The sequence below is a fragment of the Muricaecibacterium torontonense genome (genome assembly GCF_004793925.1).
Taxonomy (GTDB): domain Bacteria; phylum Actinomycetota; class Coriobacteriia; order Coriobacteriales; family Atopobiaceae; genus Leptogranulimonas; species Leptogranulimonas caecicola.
Genome location: NZ_SRYE01000001.1, coordinates 549,442 through 563,865, shown reverse-complemented (window position 1 = coordinate 563,865; position 14,424 = coordinate 549,442). Strand labels below are relative to the sequence as shown.

At 62.3% G+C, this 14,424-nt stretch carries 12 protein-coding genes; 5 read left to right on the top strand and 7 right to left on the bottom strand.

The genetic code is table 11. The features are described from left to right. Nucleotides 1–60 precede the first annotated feature (60 nt). Nucleotides 61–1,233, bottom strand: a complete 1,173-nt coding sequence (locus E5334_RS02295) for an iron-containing alcohol dehydrogenase family protein (RefSeq protein ID WP_167604267.1) — start codon at nt 1,231–1,233, stop codon at nt 61–63. 654 nt (nt 1,234–1,887) lie between these two features. Between E5334_RS02295 and E5334_RS02290 the strand changes: the two genes are divergently transcribed. Then, on the top strand, nt 1,888–2,724 hold the full coding sequence (locus E5334_RS02290; RefSeq protein WP_136011977.1) for a DegV family protein: 837 nt from the start codon (nt 1,888–1,890) through the stop codon (nt 2,722–2,724). Nucleotides 2,725–3,019: 295 nt separating this feature from the next. Continuing rightward, nucleotides 3,020–4,114, top strand: a complete 1,095-nt coding sequence (locus E5334_RS02285; RefSeq protein WP_136011976.1) for a hypothetical protein — start codon at nt 3,020–3,022, stop codon at nt 4,112–4,114. Between the two features lie 77 nt (nt 4,115–4,191). Here E5334_RS02285 and E5334_RS02280 read toward each other — a convergent pair whose 3' ends face one another. Together E5334_RS02280 and E5334_RS08620 are read right to left on the bottom strand one after the other, a co-directional pair. Next, on the bottom strand, nt 4,192–4,929 hold the full coding sequence (locus tag E5334_RS02280) for a GntR family transcriptional regulator (RefSeq protein ID WP_136011975.1): 738 nt from the start codon (nt 4,927–4,929) through the stop codon (nt 4,192–4,194). 145 nt (nt 4,930–5,074) lie between these two features. Beyond that, nucleotides 5,075–5,875 carry a hypothetical protein gene (locus E5334_RS08620; RefSeq protein WP_167604266.1) on the bottom strand — a complete coding sequence of 267 codons (801 nt, stop codon included), beginning with the start codon at nt 5,873–5,875 and terminating at the stop codon, nt 5,075–5,077. Between the two features lie 219 nt (nt 5,876–6,094). On the opposite strand from E5334_RS08620, the gene E5334_RS08615 reads away from it, so the two are divergent. Beyond that, nucleotides 6,095–6,553 carry a NanQ anomerase/TabA/YiaL family protein gene (locus tag E5334_RS08615; protein WP_167604265.1) on the top strand — a complete coding sequence of 153 codons (459 nt, stop codon included), beginning with the start codon at nt 6,095–6,097 and terminating at the stop codon, nt 6,551–6,553. Between the two features lie 116 nt (nt 6,554–6,669). Here the strand turns inward: E5334_RS08615 and pheT are convergent, their stop codons facing one another. The 3 genes from pheT to E5334_RS02255 all read right to left on the bottom strand — a co-directional run bounded on the left by pheT (nt 6,670) and on the right by E5334_RS02255 (nt 11,421). After that, a complete protein-coding gene (pheT, locus tag E5334_RS02265) occupies nt 6,670–9,132 on the bottom strand; it encodes a phenylalanine--tRNA ligase subunit beta (RefSeq protein WP_136011972.1) in 2,463 nt (820 codons plus the stop codon). A 42-nt stretch (nt 9,133–9,174) separates the two neighbouring features. Further along, nucleotides 9,175–10,233 carry a phenylalanine--tRNA ligase subunit alpha gene (gene pheS / locus E5334_RS02260; RefSeq protein ID WP_136011971.1) on the bottom strand — a complete coding sequence of 353 codons (1,059 nt, stop codon included), beginning with the start codon at nt 10,231–10,233 and terminating at the stop codon, nt 9,175–9,177. A gap of 429 nt (nt 10,234–10,662) precedes the next feature. Then, the gene (locus E5334_RS02255) at nt 10,663–11,421 is read right to left on the bottom strand and encodes a DeoR/GlpR family DNA-binding transcription regulator (protein ID WP_136011970.1); all 759 of its coding nucleotides are present in this window, start codon (nt 11,419–11,421) and stop codon (nt 10,663–10,665) included. Between the two features lie 161 nt (nt 11,422–11,582). Between E5334_RS02255 and E5334_RS02250 the strand changes: the two genes are divergently transcribed. Continuing rightward, complete coding sequence (locus tag E5334_RS02250; RefSeq protein WP_136011969.1) at nt 11,583–12,359, top strand: GntR family transcriptional regulator; 777 nt, start codon at nt 11,583–11,585, stop codon at nt 12,357–12,359. A gap of 105 nt (nt 12,360–12,464) precedes the next feature. After that, on the top strand, nt 12,465–13,244 hold the full coding sequence (locus tag E5334_RS02245; RefSeq protein ID WP_136011968.1) for a GntR family transcriptional regulator: 780 nt from the start codon (nt 12,465–12,467) through the stop codon (nt 13,242–13,244). A gap of 13 nt (nt 13,245–13,257) precedes the next feature. Here the strand turns inward: E5334_RS02245 and E5334_RS02240 are convergent, their stop codons facing one another. Further along, nucleotides 13,258–14,307, bottom strand: a complete 1,050-nt coding sequence (locus E5334_RS02240; RefSeq protein WP_136011967.1) for a glycyl-radical enzyme activating protein — start codon at nt 14,305–14,307, stop codon at nt 13,258–13,260. Between the last annotated feature and the right edge of the window lie 117 nt (nt 14,308–14,424).

Here is a 14,424-nt window from a genome sequence, read left to right as displayed (position 1 = left end):
CGGCCGTTTTAGGTGTCCATAGTATAAAGATTTCCTTTTGCAGTGAACAGTGGTGCAGCCTTACAGTTGCGCGGCGTGGGTGTCCATGCGCAGACGCGCCACCTCTTCGCCCAGCTCATCGCCGGCTAGGACGGCACGGCTGTAAAAGTCGGCATCCAAGATGGCCTGCTTGAAGCGCTCGGGAGTGAAAGGATAGGGAGCTTTGCCCCACTCGGTGGTGGACTGGGCACGCGCTACCAGCGCGTCTAGGTCTGCGTCGGCAGCCCCAATCTCCTCCAGCGTCACCGGGAAGCCCATCTCGCGGTTGAACTGGAAGAACCGTTCCAAATCTTGATGCCTGCCGTCGAAGGCCATGAGCACCAGGTTGCCAAAGGCCACCACGGCGCCATGGGGATGGGCCTCCACCAACTCCGGTGAGATGCCGGTCCAAGCATTGTAAAAGCCGTGGGCCACGCTGGAGTTGTAGTAATAAGGCTCAGGTTCGAGCATGCCCGTGGTGAGGTTGGAGACCAGCCCGCAGGTCACGATGATATCGAGTACCACCGCCTCGAAGGCGACCGAGGTGCGATGGCGGCGCTTATCGGCCAGGGCGTCTTTGCCATAGGCGAACAGAGGCTCTCCGCAGGCCTCGGCCAGCGCGCGGCCCATAGCGGGTACCGGGGCCAGAGCCTGGGAGCGGCTGGCGAGCTCTACCTCGGGCTCCTTGGAGAGCGCGTCGCCGATGCCCGCCCAAAAGTAGAGGTCGGGGCTGTCGGCGATCACCTGCAGGTCGATAAATGTGTGTACCGGCGGCGCCGACGGGAAGAAGTAGCCATCTGCATGGCCGTCGTCGCCATAGAACACCCCGATGGCTGTCACCGGCGCGCAGTTGGACGCCACCGTGGGGAAGGTGAACAGCGGGATGCCGAGAAGCTCTGCCGCCTCTTTGCAGCAGTCTATGGCGCGGCCGCCACCCATGGCGAAGAGCATCTGGGCCTCTTGGGCCTGGGGTGCCTGGGCGATGCGGCGAGCGTTCTCATGGGTGCACTCGGTGCCGTAGACCAGCTTGCCGCAGAGCTCGATTGGCGTGCCTTTGAGCGCGTTTTCGAGCTTGGGAGCTCCAGCCTCGAGCGCCTTGGAGCCGCCTACTAAAAGCGCCTTGCGCCCAAAGGCCCCTACTACCTGCGCTACGGCATCATAGGCCTGGGTTCCCACTGTGTAGCTGGGCAGATACTGAGTGCATACCGCTTTCATAGGGCTCCTCTCATGAGCTGAATGCCCTTTAGAGTTACCCCATTGGTGATGCGCATGCATGTCGATTGGCCACCGTTAACACAACTGCCCCAGAGCAATAGGCTGCAGCGTCCTGGGGCTATGGTCACTTTGACGGAATTTGGACACGCTCCCGCGCGATGGCGGTCTTTGAAACACCCCTCCACGGCCCTCTGAATTTTTACTACATTAGCTACGTTTTATAAACACTCTGGGGAATTACGTACAATGAAACAAACGTAGTATTTTTTCTGAGGGCTACGAGAGCCTCTTAGCTACGAGCAGAGCCTCTTGCTATCCCTTCCCATCTGCCCCCCTTCCCCCATCATCTTCATCCGTTTCCTTGCAGCCCCCGGGCCCAGAGCATTTCCTACGTTCAACTCAGATATTTGCAGATACTTCGCCATTCAGGCGCATACTATTGTTCACTTTGTATACCATCTATAGGGGCTTTGGCTGCCTGCGCTGCCTATAGGGGCTTTGGCTGCCTACGCTGCCCTTCCCGCTCAAAGGCATCCAAAGCACTGTCTGTCGTCGTGCTCGATGGCCGCCGAGCAACCCTTGCGCCCGCAACGCCGTTGCCCGGCTGCCGTCGCAGCCCGCCGACAGCACCCTGTTCCCTAGAGAAAGGCCCTCATGGCTATCCGCATCATCACCGATTCCGCCTCGGACCTCGCCCCTTCGACCTCCCTCACGGTGGTTCCGCTCACCGTGACCTTTGGCGAGACCAGCTACCTGGACGGGGTCGACCTCTCGGCCCACCGCTTCTACGAGCTGTTGGTGGAAGGCGACCAGCTGCCCTCCACCAGCCAGATCAATCCCGGCACCTGGGACGAGGCGTTTCGCGAGGCCACAGCCGCAGGCGATGAGGTAGTGTGCATCACCCTGTCGTCCAAGCTCTCAGGCACCTATCAAAGCGCGTGCATCGCCGCCGAGGCCTACCCCACCGTTCATGTTGTCGACTCTCTGAACGTCACCGTGGGCGAAGGCGTGCTGGTACGCCGTGCGCTGGAACTCGCCCAAGCAGGCCTTGAGGCAGACGAACTTGTGGACGCCCTCGATGCCGAGAAGCGCTCCATCCGCGTGGTGGCCCTCTTGGATACCCTGGAATACCTCAAGCGCGGGGGCCGGGTGTCGGGCAGGGCAGCGCTTGTAGGCACCATGCTTTCCATCAAGCCGGTGGTGGCCGTCCAGGATGGATTGGTGGAGGTTATCGGCAAGGCCCGCGGCCCTAAAAACGGCCATAACCTGCTGGTCCGCGAGATTCAAAATGGCGGCGGCATCGATGTGAGCCGTCCTCTAGCCACTGGATTCACCGGCTTGGATGACCGTATCTTGCGCAAGTACATCCAAGATGCCGGCTGGCTCTGGGAAGACCTGGTGAGCGAGGTGCCGGTCTATGAAGTGGGTTCCACCATCGGCACCCATGCAGGGCCGGGCGCCATTGCCGTGGCGTTTTTCTCCCAGGAATAGTCGCGGCAACCGAGCGACCGCGACAATCGAGCAACCGTTATGGGCAGCTCCTTAGGATGCTGCCCTATTTCTGGCCAATCGTCACCATTGTGAAGATGTCTCGCAGGTGGTGTAAAAACCCCGGCTCCGGGGCACAAAACCAGCGATCGCAGGACGATGCGCTGCCCCATCTCCCCCGGATCCCGCAGCTCCCTCTACATCGTTACTGTGTGAGTCCGCATGTCAGCGTTTCTCTCATCTCTCTCTTTCTCTCCGCTGACATGCGGGCTCAGTTTTGCTGCAAGGGGTTGTGCTTATGGCAAAGTTGCTTTCCGGATCATCGCGTGCTACCACCGCCACCTGGATTTTCAATTTCGAGTCCTCGGCCTCGCTGCTTTTAGCGCTGGGCAGTTTGTTGGCAGCGTGGCACGCTCGGCAGATCCTGCCAGCAAATAGCCTTTATCGCTTTTGGGAGTCCTGCCTGCTACCGGTGCAGTTACCGGTGTTCTACTTTGGCTACGGCTACCTCTACCAGCGCCAATGGCGGGTCACAAGCCTGCGCAGCTGGTGGGGATCGGTGCGCTATGAGCTGGCGAACCTGCTCACTCCCTTCGCGTTCATCACCGTGCTCACCCTGGCAGTTCGCAGCTGGCTGCACACGGGAGCAGGGCTTACACCAGAGCATCTGGCAGTGGCGCTCTTTGTCGATCCCGTGATCCCTGTGGGCTTCTTCCTGGTTGCGCTGGTCTTTTATCTGCTGATCCCCAACTTCACTTCCAAGCGCGCAGCGGCAGTGGGAGTGGGCGTCTCGCTGCTGCTCAAAATTGCCGTGGTCATAGCAGCTCGCAGCCCGGAGGGGCAAGGGCTTCTCGGCAGTTTGCCCTATGTGGTGGCCAACGGCTGCGACAACGCTCTCTGGTTTTGCGGCGGCATGGCCTTGGCGCTGGAGGAATGCCAAGGGCAGATCTCGCAGCACATGCGAGGGGCAAGGCTGCCTCGAGCGGTGAAGATAACGGGACCTCTGGCGCTGTGGCTTGGGCTGGCGCTGGGATGCTGGTGGCTTTACGGGCAGGAGCGTATGAACCTCGGCTGCCTGGAGGCGGTGTTGGTGGGTGCCGGCTTGGGGGCAGGCACCTTGCTCTATAGGGAGCTGTTTGGGATGCAGGGGCGTCAATGGCGGTTCTTTAGCCTGGTAGACGGCTATACCAAAGGCATCTGGCTGCTGCATCCGCTCTGCCTGGAGCTGTGGTTTTTCTGGGCCCAAGAAGCGCATTTAGGCACCGTCGGGATAGTGGCAGGCAGCTTGGCAGCCGCCTATCTGGTGCCGGTGGCCATCAACGTGATGCTCGATCATCTGGGGCGTCTGGGCTTTTTGATCAATCCCAACCGCTATCTGTCCAAGCCGCGCTAGGGGCGCACGACAGAAGAACTCCCGCACAGACGTCGCGCTGAAGGCGCTTTGCTGGAGCGATAGCCGTGCTGGAGCCGTCAATCGCGCTGGGTGGAAGAGCTGATGACACAGCGATTGGCGGGCATCCAGATGCTGCCCCACTCGAAGGGCGTGCCGTCTTCAAGATAGACGGTCTGATCCATTTGGAGGGCCGGGGAGCGCTCGTCGCACTGGAGCCATTCGGCGCGGCGCTTGCCGCAGACGCAGGCGCTGTAGACCTGGTTGGAGTAGCCGATCTTTTGGCCGCTCGTGCGCGCGACGGCTTCAAAGAGGCCCTCGGCGGTGAAGTCCACCTCTTCGATGCCCGGGCAGCGGCTCATGGCAATGTGGCTCTCGATGAACATGACGGGCTCGCCAAAGACCGAGCGCACGCGGGCCAAATAAAGGTAAGGCGTGCCGCGGGGGATTTGCAGGGCCCAGGCACAGGCCTTGTTTGCCGGCTCTACGCGGCTCTCCACCACCACGGTGGTGTAGGGAATGCCCTGGCTGGCCATGGACTCGGCAAAGGAGAGCAGGTGGTTTGAGGTGGGACGGGCCATGATGGGCTGCACCACATAGGTGCCGCGGCCGCGCTGCTGCACCAGCAACCCCTCGTCCACCAGTGACCGGATGCCCTTTTGCACCGTACCGCGAGACAGATGCAGCATGGCCATGAGCTCGTGCTCTGAGGGGATTCGCTCGTCCACGCCCCACTCGTGGCTATAGATCTTCTCACGTACGAAATCGGCAACCTGCACGTAGAGCAGGCTGTTGTCGGAGCGCTCAAAATCAGCCACGGTCTCCTCCGAACCTATCTTTTGACCACTCTCGCTCCACGCGCGGCGGCCGAGCACACATCCATCGATTTTTCATTTTACCTAATAATGCACCCTAATAAAGCTGCTGCACCGCTTTGTAACCTAGAAGGGCCAGGGAGACGCCTTAAGAAGCGGTGTTGTGGGCAGCCCCTGCCTGGTAGTCTTTGGCGAAGCGCACGGAAGGCTCAGGAAGCACCTCGAGGTTGGGGCGGCGGAGCGGCAGAGCCGGCGCGGGGGCCAGAGGGTCGAAGCCCGCTACCTTGAGGCGCTCCACGTAGTCTTTGAGGCCCACCTGAGTGTCGTGGGTGATCTCGTCAAAGACGTCAGCGATGAGCTGACGGGGTAACAACACATAGTCTTGGGACACCGGAGGCTTCTGAGCTGCGGCGACTATGTCCTTATCGGCGGCTATACAGGCTTCAAGGTCGAGAGGGTCCAGGGCATAGTGGGGGTAGCGAGCCGCCTCGGCGAGCACCTGGGGCGTGAGATCCAGCGTGCGATGGATGCCCAGCGAATGGCCAAAGAGATCGAAGTCTCCCTGCTTGGCGATGCGGGTCTTGTCGCCGCTGGGGATGTGGTGAGCGGCGTTGTAGGCGCGCACCCGCTGGTTGTAGTGGTGGTCGGCCAAGAGGTGGGCCCAGGTGCCCAGCACCATGTCGTCCACCGGGCCATAAGCCATCGCAGGCTCGATCCAGTCGTTCCAAAAAGCCTGGGCGTCGGGTATGGGGATGGACACCGGCTGGCTGTAGTGGGTGTCCACATAGCGCAGCGTGTGGCCCACGGCGGGCACCATGTAACCCACGTAGAGGTCGGGCAGGAGGTTTCCCCACAGGTAGCTGTCCTCATGACGGACGCCCAGCTGAGAGGCGTGGCCGGAGTCGAGGATCTTCTCGGCGAGGCCGGTATGTATGTTCCAAGACGGCATTGGGGCTCTTTCTTTGACAGGCACTGCACTCACAAAAGGGTAGCCGAGAATCGCCTGCCACAGGCGGCTGGCACCTGGGCAAGGTTGCAGCTTCCATGCGAGCTTCTTACCTTTAAGCCGCCCACAGGATCCGCCTGCATAATTTTTGCGATCTGGGACGAAACTAAGGCGCTATTAGGGGCACAAGTCCCAGGCGTTCGTCACGACCAAAGGAGCCTCATGATCTTTGCACCCCTCGACCTCTACGGACTCGACCCCGTCACCTCTGCCCGCCTGGACCGTGCGCTGGACTGGCTGCGCACGGTAGACCCCTCCACCCTGGAGCTGGGCCGAAACGACATCGACGGCGACGACATCTTCGCCAACGTCCTGCGCTTTGAGACCAGCCCCGCCGGCTCCAAGAGCTACGAGGCCCACCACCTCTACCTAGACGTGCACTACGTCTTCGAGGGCACCGAGGTCATTGGCATCACTCCTACCAAAGACTGCCTGCCCCAGGGCGACTACAACCAGGAAGACGACTACTGCATGTACGACGACGGCTCCCAGGAGAGCTGGGTCACGCTCAAGCCTGGCGACTTTTGCGTCACGCCGCCCTATGACGCCCACAAGCCCGGCTGCTGCGCCGAGAAACCCGAGCCCCTCTACAAGGCCGTGGTGAAGGTGAAGATAGGCTAGACTACCGGCGCATCCCCAGCGTCTTTCCAGTTGGTGCCCAATGAAAGCGGCTGCCCTCCCCTTGGGGAAGGCAGCCGCTTTTTCGTGCCGCAGGTTGTGGCCGAAAAACGGCCAGGCTAATTGCGCACCTCGGCGCCCAGCGACTTGGAGATCTTCTTGACCAGCTTGCCCATGACCTTCTCCACATCCTCGGCAGTGAGGGTGCGCTTGGGATCGCGGAAGGTGAGGGCGAAGGCCATGGACTTCTTATGGGGCCCCACGCGCACAGGGTCGCGATAGACGTCGAAGAGACGTACGTCTACCAGCAGCTTGCCGCCGGCAGACCCAATGCGCTGAATGCAGGTCTCATAATCCACATCCTCGTCCACCACGATGGCCAGGTCTTGCTCTACCCCTGGCAGCGTGGGGATGTCCTGGTAGGGCAGCATGTCCTGGGCATGGCTCAAGAGGGCGTCCTGGTCTATCTCGAAGGCCACCACGTCCTGGTCGATGTCGAAGTTCGCCAGGCTCAGAGGGTGGATGTTGCCAAGCCAGCCCACGCACTGCTTGCCCACCATGATCTGGGCGGCGCGGCCCGGCTGGAGCCAGGGGTACTTCTCGGGCGAGGCGGCCTTGAAGCGCAGGCGCTCGATCTTGAGGGCCTCTGCCAGCTGCTCGATGGCGCCCTTGCCGTCGAAGAAGTCCAGCGGGCGCGCCTTTTGGTCCCAGCTGTCCTTGTGCCAGGCGCCGCAGAGCACGCCGGCCACATGTTGGGGCTCGGCAGGCTGCGAGGCCTCAGAAGAGCCGTAGAAGACGCGTCCCTGCTCGTAGAGGGCCACATTGTCTTGCCCATGCGCCAGGTTGTAGGCCACCGAGCGAAGCAGGCCCGGGATCATGGTGCGGCGCATCTGGCCCTGGTCGGCGGTAAGGGGGTTCAAGATGACCACCGGCTGGCCCAGACGCTCGTCAGGCATGCGCAGGCGCTCCAGGTCGCCAGTATCGGCAAAGTTGTAGGTGAGCGTCTCGCAAAGGCCGCTGGCGCGCAGGGCCTCCCCCACCATGTGGGCGTAGCGCTGAAGATCGGTCAGGCCGCCGGGGTGGTTGGGGGCGCCGGGGATGGTAGGCTCCACGCGGTCCATGCCCCAGAGGCGCAGCACCTCTTCTACCAGGTCGATCTCACGGGTGAGGTCCGGACGGTTGGTGGGAGCCACCACGTCCAAGTAAGAGCCCAGGCGGCTGGGCACCACCGAGCAACCCAGGCGCGCCAAGGCCTCCACCATGAAGTCATTGGGGATGTCGGCGCCGCACAGCTCCCTCACCCGAGAAGGGCGCAGGCTGATGGTCGCAGCCTCCACGGGCTCGGGATAGACATCCACCACGCCGCGGCAGACCTCGGCCTCGCAGCAGGACTCGAAGAGGGCGGCAGCGATGTCTGCCACCTCGACGCAGTCTGCGGCATCCACGCCGCGCTCGAAGCGGATGGAAGCCTCGCTCATGAGCCCCAGGTCGCGGCTGGTGCGGCTGGTATGGCCCGGCGAGAAGCAGGCGCTTTCCAGAAGGATGTTGACGGTCTTCTCGGTAACCTCAGAGTTCTCGCCGCCCATGACGCCGGCCAGAGCCACGGCAGTATCGCCGTCGTCGGAGATGACCGTCATATCGGGGGTCAAGGTGCGGTCCTGGCCGTCGAGGGTACGCAGGACCTCGCCGTCTGTCGCCGGGCGCACCACGATGTGGCGCTTGCCGTCGCGCTGGGTGAGGGTGTCCAAGTCAAAGGCGTGAAGCGGCTGGCCGGTGAGGTACATGACGTAGTTGGTGATGTCCACCACGTTGTTGATGGGGCGGCTGCCTGCAGCCACTATGCGGCGGGCGAGCCAGGCCGGCGAAGGGCCGATCTTGACGTTTCGCACCACGCGGGCGCAGTAGCGGCTGCAGCGCTCAGGATCGGCGATGGCCACGTCCACCAGGTCTTTGGTGGCAGGCTTGACCTCATGGGCAATGGCGGGCACCTCGATATGGGTGGGCTCGCTCAAAATGGCGCCCACCTCGCAGGCAAAGCCGGTCATGGAGAGGCAGTCAGGGCGGTTGGGGGTGATCTCGCAGTCGATCACAGTGTCGGAGAGGCCCAGGTAGTCGCCGGCAGGCACGCCGATGGGGGCGTCCTCGGGAAGCACCATGATGCCGTCGTGCTCAGAGCCAATGCCCAGCTCGCGGGCGGAGCAGTTCATGCCGCAGGACTCCACGCCGCGCAGCTTGCTCTTCTTGATCTTGAAGTCGCCGGGAAGCACCGCGCCTTCCATGGCCACGATGACATGCTGGTGAGCCGCCACGTTGGGGGCGCCGCAGACGATTTGCAGCGGCACGGGATCGCCCTGGTCGTCCACATTGTGGGGCCCCACGTCCACCATGGTGACCTTCATATGGTCGGAGTCGGGATGAGGCACGCAGGAGAGGATGTAGCCGGTGACCACGTGGTCCAGCGAGGCGCCGGTATGCTCGACGGCCTCTACCTCGGTACCCGTGCGGATAAGCTCAGCCACCAGATCAGAGACCTGTTGGGGCAGGTCCACCATAGTGGAGAGCCACTCATAAGAAACGCGCATGGATGCATCGCCTTTCTCGGTAGTAGAAGTTGGAAGGGGCCGTTAGAACTGGCGCAGGAAGCGCATGTCGCCAGTCATGAGCATGCGTAGGTCGGGCAGGTCGTAGCGCAGGGCGGCGATGCGCTCGGCGCCCATGCCAAAGGCAAAGCCGCTGTAGCGCTCCGGGTCGATGCCGGCGTAGCCAAAGACGTTGGGGTCTACCAGGCCGCAACCTAGGATCTCGATCCAACCGGTGTGGTTGCAAAAACGGCAGCCGGACCCGCCGCACACCCCGCAGGACACGTCCAGCTCGCAGCTGGGCTCGGTGAAGGGGAAGAAGTGGGGGCGATAGCGGGTGGCGCGATCGGGCCCGAAGAGCTCCTTGGCCATATGGTCCAGCGTGCCCTTGAGGTCGCCGAAGGTGATGCCCTCGTCTACCACCAGGCCCTCGATCTGGGTGAACTGGGGCAGGTGGTTGGCGTCGGCGGTGTCGGGCCTAAAGACGCGGCCGGGCGACAGCATGTAAATAGGGGGCTTTTGGGCCTCCATGGTGCGCATCTGCACCGGGGAAGTCTGGGTGCGCAGCAGCACGTCGGAGACCAGCGAGCCAGCCGAGGGATTGAGCGGGTCTTCCACATAGAAGGTGTCGCGCGGCGAGCGCGAAGGGTGGTCTGCAGGAGCGTTGAGCGACGTGAAGTTGTAGTACTCGGTCTCTACGTAGGGGCCGGACTCGATGGAGTAGCCCAGGCCGATGAAGATGTCCTGGATCTCGTCCACGATCTGCGAGATCAGGTGCTGGGTGCCCACATGGGGCCTGCGACCCGGCAGCGTCACGTCCACCGAGGACGCCTCGATGCGTGCCGCCAGCTCCGCCGCTTCCAGTTGGGCCTTGCGCTCTGCCAGCTCGGCCTCCACCTGGCGGCGCACCTCGTTGGCCAGCTTGCCCACCTGGGGGCGCTCCTCAGGCGTGAGGCTGCCCATAGAGCGCAGCACGGCTGTGAGCTGGCCTTTCTTGCCGGTTACCGCCACGCGCACGGCATCCAGCGCCTCCAAGCTCTGCGCCTGCTCGATGCGCTCGCGGGCGCTGGCAGCAATGCCTTCGAGCTCGTCGATCATCGACATCGATAAATCTCCCTTCTTCAAGAGCCGCCCCCTGTCGGAGGGCAGGTCTTCTCGGCAGCTTTAGGCCGCCTTTCCATGAAGGCCACCGAGGCAACAAAAAACCGCCCCTGGCCTGAAGTGTGAGCCAAGGACGGACGAATCCGCGGTACCACCTTGATTGACGCTGGGTGCAAGAGTCCCGAGCGACCACTCGTTGTGCCCGTTCCGTGGGCCAGACGGCTTGCCTACTGGGTAAAGATGCCGAGAAACCCTTGAACATCCCTGCCGTTAAGCTCGCAGCTGGTAGAGTGAACGCCACAACCCGTCGACCCCGGAGGTCTTCCAGCCTAGGACCCCTTCTCTGGTGAGGACGACACGCAGGGTCGCAACCCTCTCCGTCATCGCTTAGCAGCCTATGGTAGCACAGCTTGAGGCCCTTAGGCGGCCGGTCTAGTCTTCTCGGGGCACGCAGATGAGCTGCACGCCGGCGCCCTGGATGGCCTGGGCGATGAGGGGGTCCAAGCCGTCGTCGGTCACTACGCAGGCGATCTTTCCGGCAAGGCGCATGGGCACGACGCCGTGGCGCAAGAACTTGTCGGACTCGGTGAGCACGATTACCTGCTGGGCCTGAGCCGCCATGTCGAGCACCGCCTGGGCGCGCATCTGATCGCTGTTGGTGAAGCCTTGGTTGGGCATGTAGCCGTCCACGCCTATGAAGAGCCGGTCCACGCAAAAGTTCTTGGCGCTCTGGGCCACCATAGGCCCCACGTTCACCTGGGCGTCGTTTTGGTAGGTGCCGCCCAAAAGGATGGTTTTCGCACCTGGCTCGCGGCGCACGTAGCCGGCGATGAACGCCGAGTTGGTGACCATGGTGACGCCCATAGAAGCGCTGGCGAGCTCCTGGGCCAGCAGGGCGCAGCAGGACCCGGACTCCACCATTACCGTCTCGCCCGAGCCCACAAGGCCTGCCGCCGCTGCGGCGATGGAGCGCTTGGTCTCATAGTGGTAGGCCAGCCGGCCGTTGATGTCGTTGGGGTTGCCCAAGACCGCGTAGCCGTGCTCGCGCTTGATAACGTCGCGGGACTCCAGATCGTCCAGATCCTTGCGCATGGTGACCGAGGAGACTCCCAACTCTCGGGCCAACTGAGCCACCTCAAGGCGCTCATGCTCTGTGAGCAGTTCTAATATACGAGCATCGCGCTTGCCCATGTTTCTCCTTAGGACAAATCATAATTATATGCTCAGTATACAGGTTTCGTTTCTATGTGTTTATGCTTTCGTATGAATCTACTCAAGAAACCTACCTTGAACCTTGTGCAATCGCTGCAAAACCAGCTGACATGACAGTTTCCTTTCAGTAAAGTTGTGGCATGAACTCCATAGACTACATCAAACATCATTTTGACTTCGAGAGTCCTCAGCCACCGGGCATGCAGCTGGCCGTGGTGGTGGCCGAGACCATCAAGGCTGGCGTCTTAACGCCCGGCGACCCCCTCCCCACCGAGCGGGAGCTTTGCGACGCCCTTTTGTTGCCGCGCTCTGCCGTGCGCGAAGCCATGGAAATCCTGTGCACCTCCGGCGAGATCACCCGCATGGCGGGGCTGGGCACCTTTGTGGCCCCCTCGTTCATGCGCCGGCAGCTGGACTCGGTCTACGACTTCACGCGCTCTGTGAAGGCCGAGGGCATGGAGCCCTCCACAAAGGTGCTGCTGTTTCAGCACACTTACCCTGCAGGCTTCTCTTCTCGCACCCTGGACTTGCCCTTGGATGAGCCCTCTATTTTTAGGATAGAGCGCCTGCGCTATGCCGACGACGTGCCCATGTCGCTGGAGATAGAGCATATTCCCTGTTTGCGCTTCCCCAACCTCACCCAGGCCGATGTCTCAGGCTCCCTCTATGAGATGCTCGCGCGCAAATACGGCGTCCAGATTGGAGATGCCGACGAATACTACCAGGCCATTCTTTTGGGCAAGCGCGAGGCCAAGCTGCTGGACCGCCAGTACAGAAGCCCCGCGTTCCGCATTGTGCGCGTGGTGCGCGACACCTCCGGCCAGGTATTCAACATCACCGAGGCCTTTGTCCCCGGCGATCACACACGCCTTGGCGTGCACCTCGAAGGGCGCACCCCGCCCCCGAACCTCGACTGAGCCCTAGCCTGGCAAGCTGAGCCAACCTCTCACAAGCCTTTGGCGCGCCATAAGCCTCTCGCCGGATATACGGGCACCTGTCTCTATATATGTTATATATAAGGCATGGATACGCTCGCCTCGATCGCCCGCGAGCTTTCTCGCGCTGGCGCTCGCCCCAACTCCTCGCATATCGCCGCCTCCCTGCGCGATCTCATCGACCGGGGGCTCTTGGCGGCCGACGACCCCCTGCCCTCCGAGCACGACCTATGCCGTGCTCTAGGCGTGGGCCGATCCACCGTGCGCGCCGCACTGGCATCGCTGGTGGACGAAGGCCTGGTAGTGCGCAAGTCTGGCAGCGGCACTTTTGTGGCCCCCGCCACCATGCGCCGCTCCCTAAACAGCCTCTACGACTTTTCTGGCGAAGTGAAAAAGGCTGGCATGACCCCTACCAGCCAGGTGCTGTCCTTCGAGTGCGTGCAGCCGCCCAGCGGGGTGGCTCGGGCCTTGCAACTTTTTGATACCGAGAAACCCACCTACCGCATTGAGCGCCTTCGCTTAGCCGACGACATCGTGATGTCGCTGGAAACCAGTTATCTGCCCTGCGAGCTCTTCCCCGGGCTTACGCGCGAGCAAGTGGCAGGGTCGCTCTACCGCGCGCTTCAGAAAGGCTGGGGCGTCGAAGCTGCCTCGGCTCAAGAGGTCTACGAAAGCGTGCTTTTAGGCAAACGCGAGGCGGCTCTATTGGGAAGGCCTGCCCGCAGCGCCGCTTTCAAGGTCACCCGCACTGCCTTTGACAAGCTGGCGCACCCCTTTGAGGTAAGCCAGGTCATCGCGCCCGGCGACCACACCCGCTATGCGGCTGAACTCAAGCCGGCTCACACCCAGTGGGGACCCCGGCAATAGGGCATATTCGCCTTTACACAAAGGCATCCACGCCCCGCTCCCTCAGCGCCTCTGCCAGTGGCTCAACATCTTTCACGCTCAGCTGTGCGACGCCTTCCATCCCGTAATCCCGGCCCAAAAGCTTGTATTTGTTTTCGCCAAACTGGTGGAAGGGCAGCAATTGGAGACGGGGCTTCTCGGTATTTGAACGTCCCGCAGTCTGCCAGGCGTCGAGGATATGGGCAGCCAGGCCCTCGGCGGTGGCAGCCACTGCGCTGGCCGAGAGCGACGGGTCGATGTTGAACCCCGGGATCACCGGCGTGCGGAAGAGCACCTGGGCGCCAGAGGCACACGCGCGGCGCAGATTGTCCTTGATGAGCCCCAGGCCTACACCGGTACCTGCCTTGTGCGCCGCTTCATCCCAGTGCTTCACATCAAAGAGCAGGATGTCCATGGCGTCCAGCACCTGCTCGAAGACCTCCGGCGCAGCATAGCCGGTGGTCTCCATGGCGCAGGAGACGCCCTGGGCATGCAGCCGCCGTGCCACCTGGCCCACAAACTCCGGCCACAGCAGCGCCTCTCCTCCCGAGAAGGTTACCCCTCCGCCCGACTGCTCATAGAAAGCCTGGTCTTGAAGGCATTGGGCCACCACCTCATCCACCGATCTCTCGGCTCCCACCAGGCTCATGGCTCCCCACACGCAGGCCTCGGCTACTTGGGGCTGGCGCTTCTCGGCAGCAAGGCGTACGTGGTCCACAGTTACCTGGGGCAGTCTGCCCTCATCAAAGGCCAAAGTCACTGCCTGGCTTGCGGCAGCACAGCATCCGCAGCCTTTGCAGGAGCGGCCGTCCCACTCTAGCTGGGAGTAGGCCAACTGACTTTCGGGGTTGGCACACCAGGCGCAACGCAGCGGGCAGCCCTTGAGAAAGACCACCGTGCGAATGCCGGGACCATCGTCCAAGCTGAACTTTTGAACGTTAAACACCGGGGCTTTGAGCGGAAGCTCTCTTTGGGACGCGCCACCTCTGCGGACAGGTGACAACGACTCGATGGAGCACTGCTTCGTACCGGAATGAGGCTGCATGGGTCCTCCATATTAACTTACGTTCGAAAGTATTTCTTGTTTCGTCTGTGAGTTTAGACTAGACTTCGGGTTGTAGCAAGCGCTCGGCGCCCTTCAGGCCCCATTCACAGGAGGAAC

What these genes read in the sequence shown, in the direction of transcription:
- E5334_RS08620 (WP_167604266.1), bottom strand. Translation starts at nt 5,875, where the DNA reads ATGCCGTCTTGGAACATACATACCGGCCTCGCCGAGAAGATCCTCGAC.
- E5334_RS02240 (WP_136011967.1), bottom strand. Translation starts at nt 14,307, where the DNA reads ATGCAGCCTCATTCCGGTACGAAGCAGTGCTCCATCGAGTCGTTGTCA.
- E5334_RS02250 (WP_136011969.1), top strand. Translation starts at nt 11,583, where the DNA reads ATGAACTCCATAGACTACATCAAACATCATTTTGACTTCGAGAGTCCT.
- E5334_RS02255 (WP_136011970.1), bottom strand. Translation starts at nt 11,421, where the DNA reads ATGGGCAAGCGCGATGCTCGTATATTAGAACTGCTCACAGAGCATGAG.
- pheS (WP_136011971.1), bottom strand. Translation starts at nt 10,233, where the DNA reads ATGTCGATGATCGACGAGCTCGAAGGCATTGCTGCCAGCGCCCGCGAG.
- E5334_RS02245 (WP_136011968.1), top strand. Translation starts at nt 12,465, where the DNA reads ATGGATACGCTCGCCTCGATCGCCCGCGAGCTTTCTCGCGCTGGCGCT.
- E5334_RS02295 (WP_167604267.1), bottom strand. Translation starts at nt 1,233, where the DNA reads ATGAAAGCGGTATGCACTCAGTATCTGCCCAGCTACACAGTGGGAACC.
- E5334_RS02290 (WP_136011977.1), top strand. Translation starts at nt 1,888, where the DNA reads ATGGCTATCCGCATCATCACCGATTCCGCCTCGGACCTCGCCCCTTCG.
- E5334_RS08615 (WP_167604265.1), top strand. Translation starts at nt 6,095, where the DNA reads ATGATCTTTGCACCCCTCGACCTCTACGGACTCGACCCCGTCACCTCT.
- pheT (WP_136011972.1), bottom strand. Translation starts at nt 9,132, where the DNA reads ATGCGCGTTTCTTATGAGTGGCTCTCCACTATGGTGGACCTGCCCCAA.
- E5334_RS02285 (WP_136011976.1), top strand. Translation starts at nt 3,020, where the DNA reads ATGGCAAAGTTGCTTTCCGGATCATCGCGTGCTACCACCGCCACCTGG.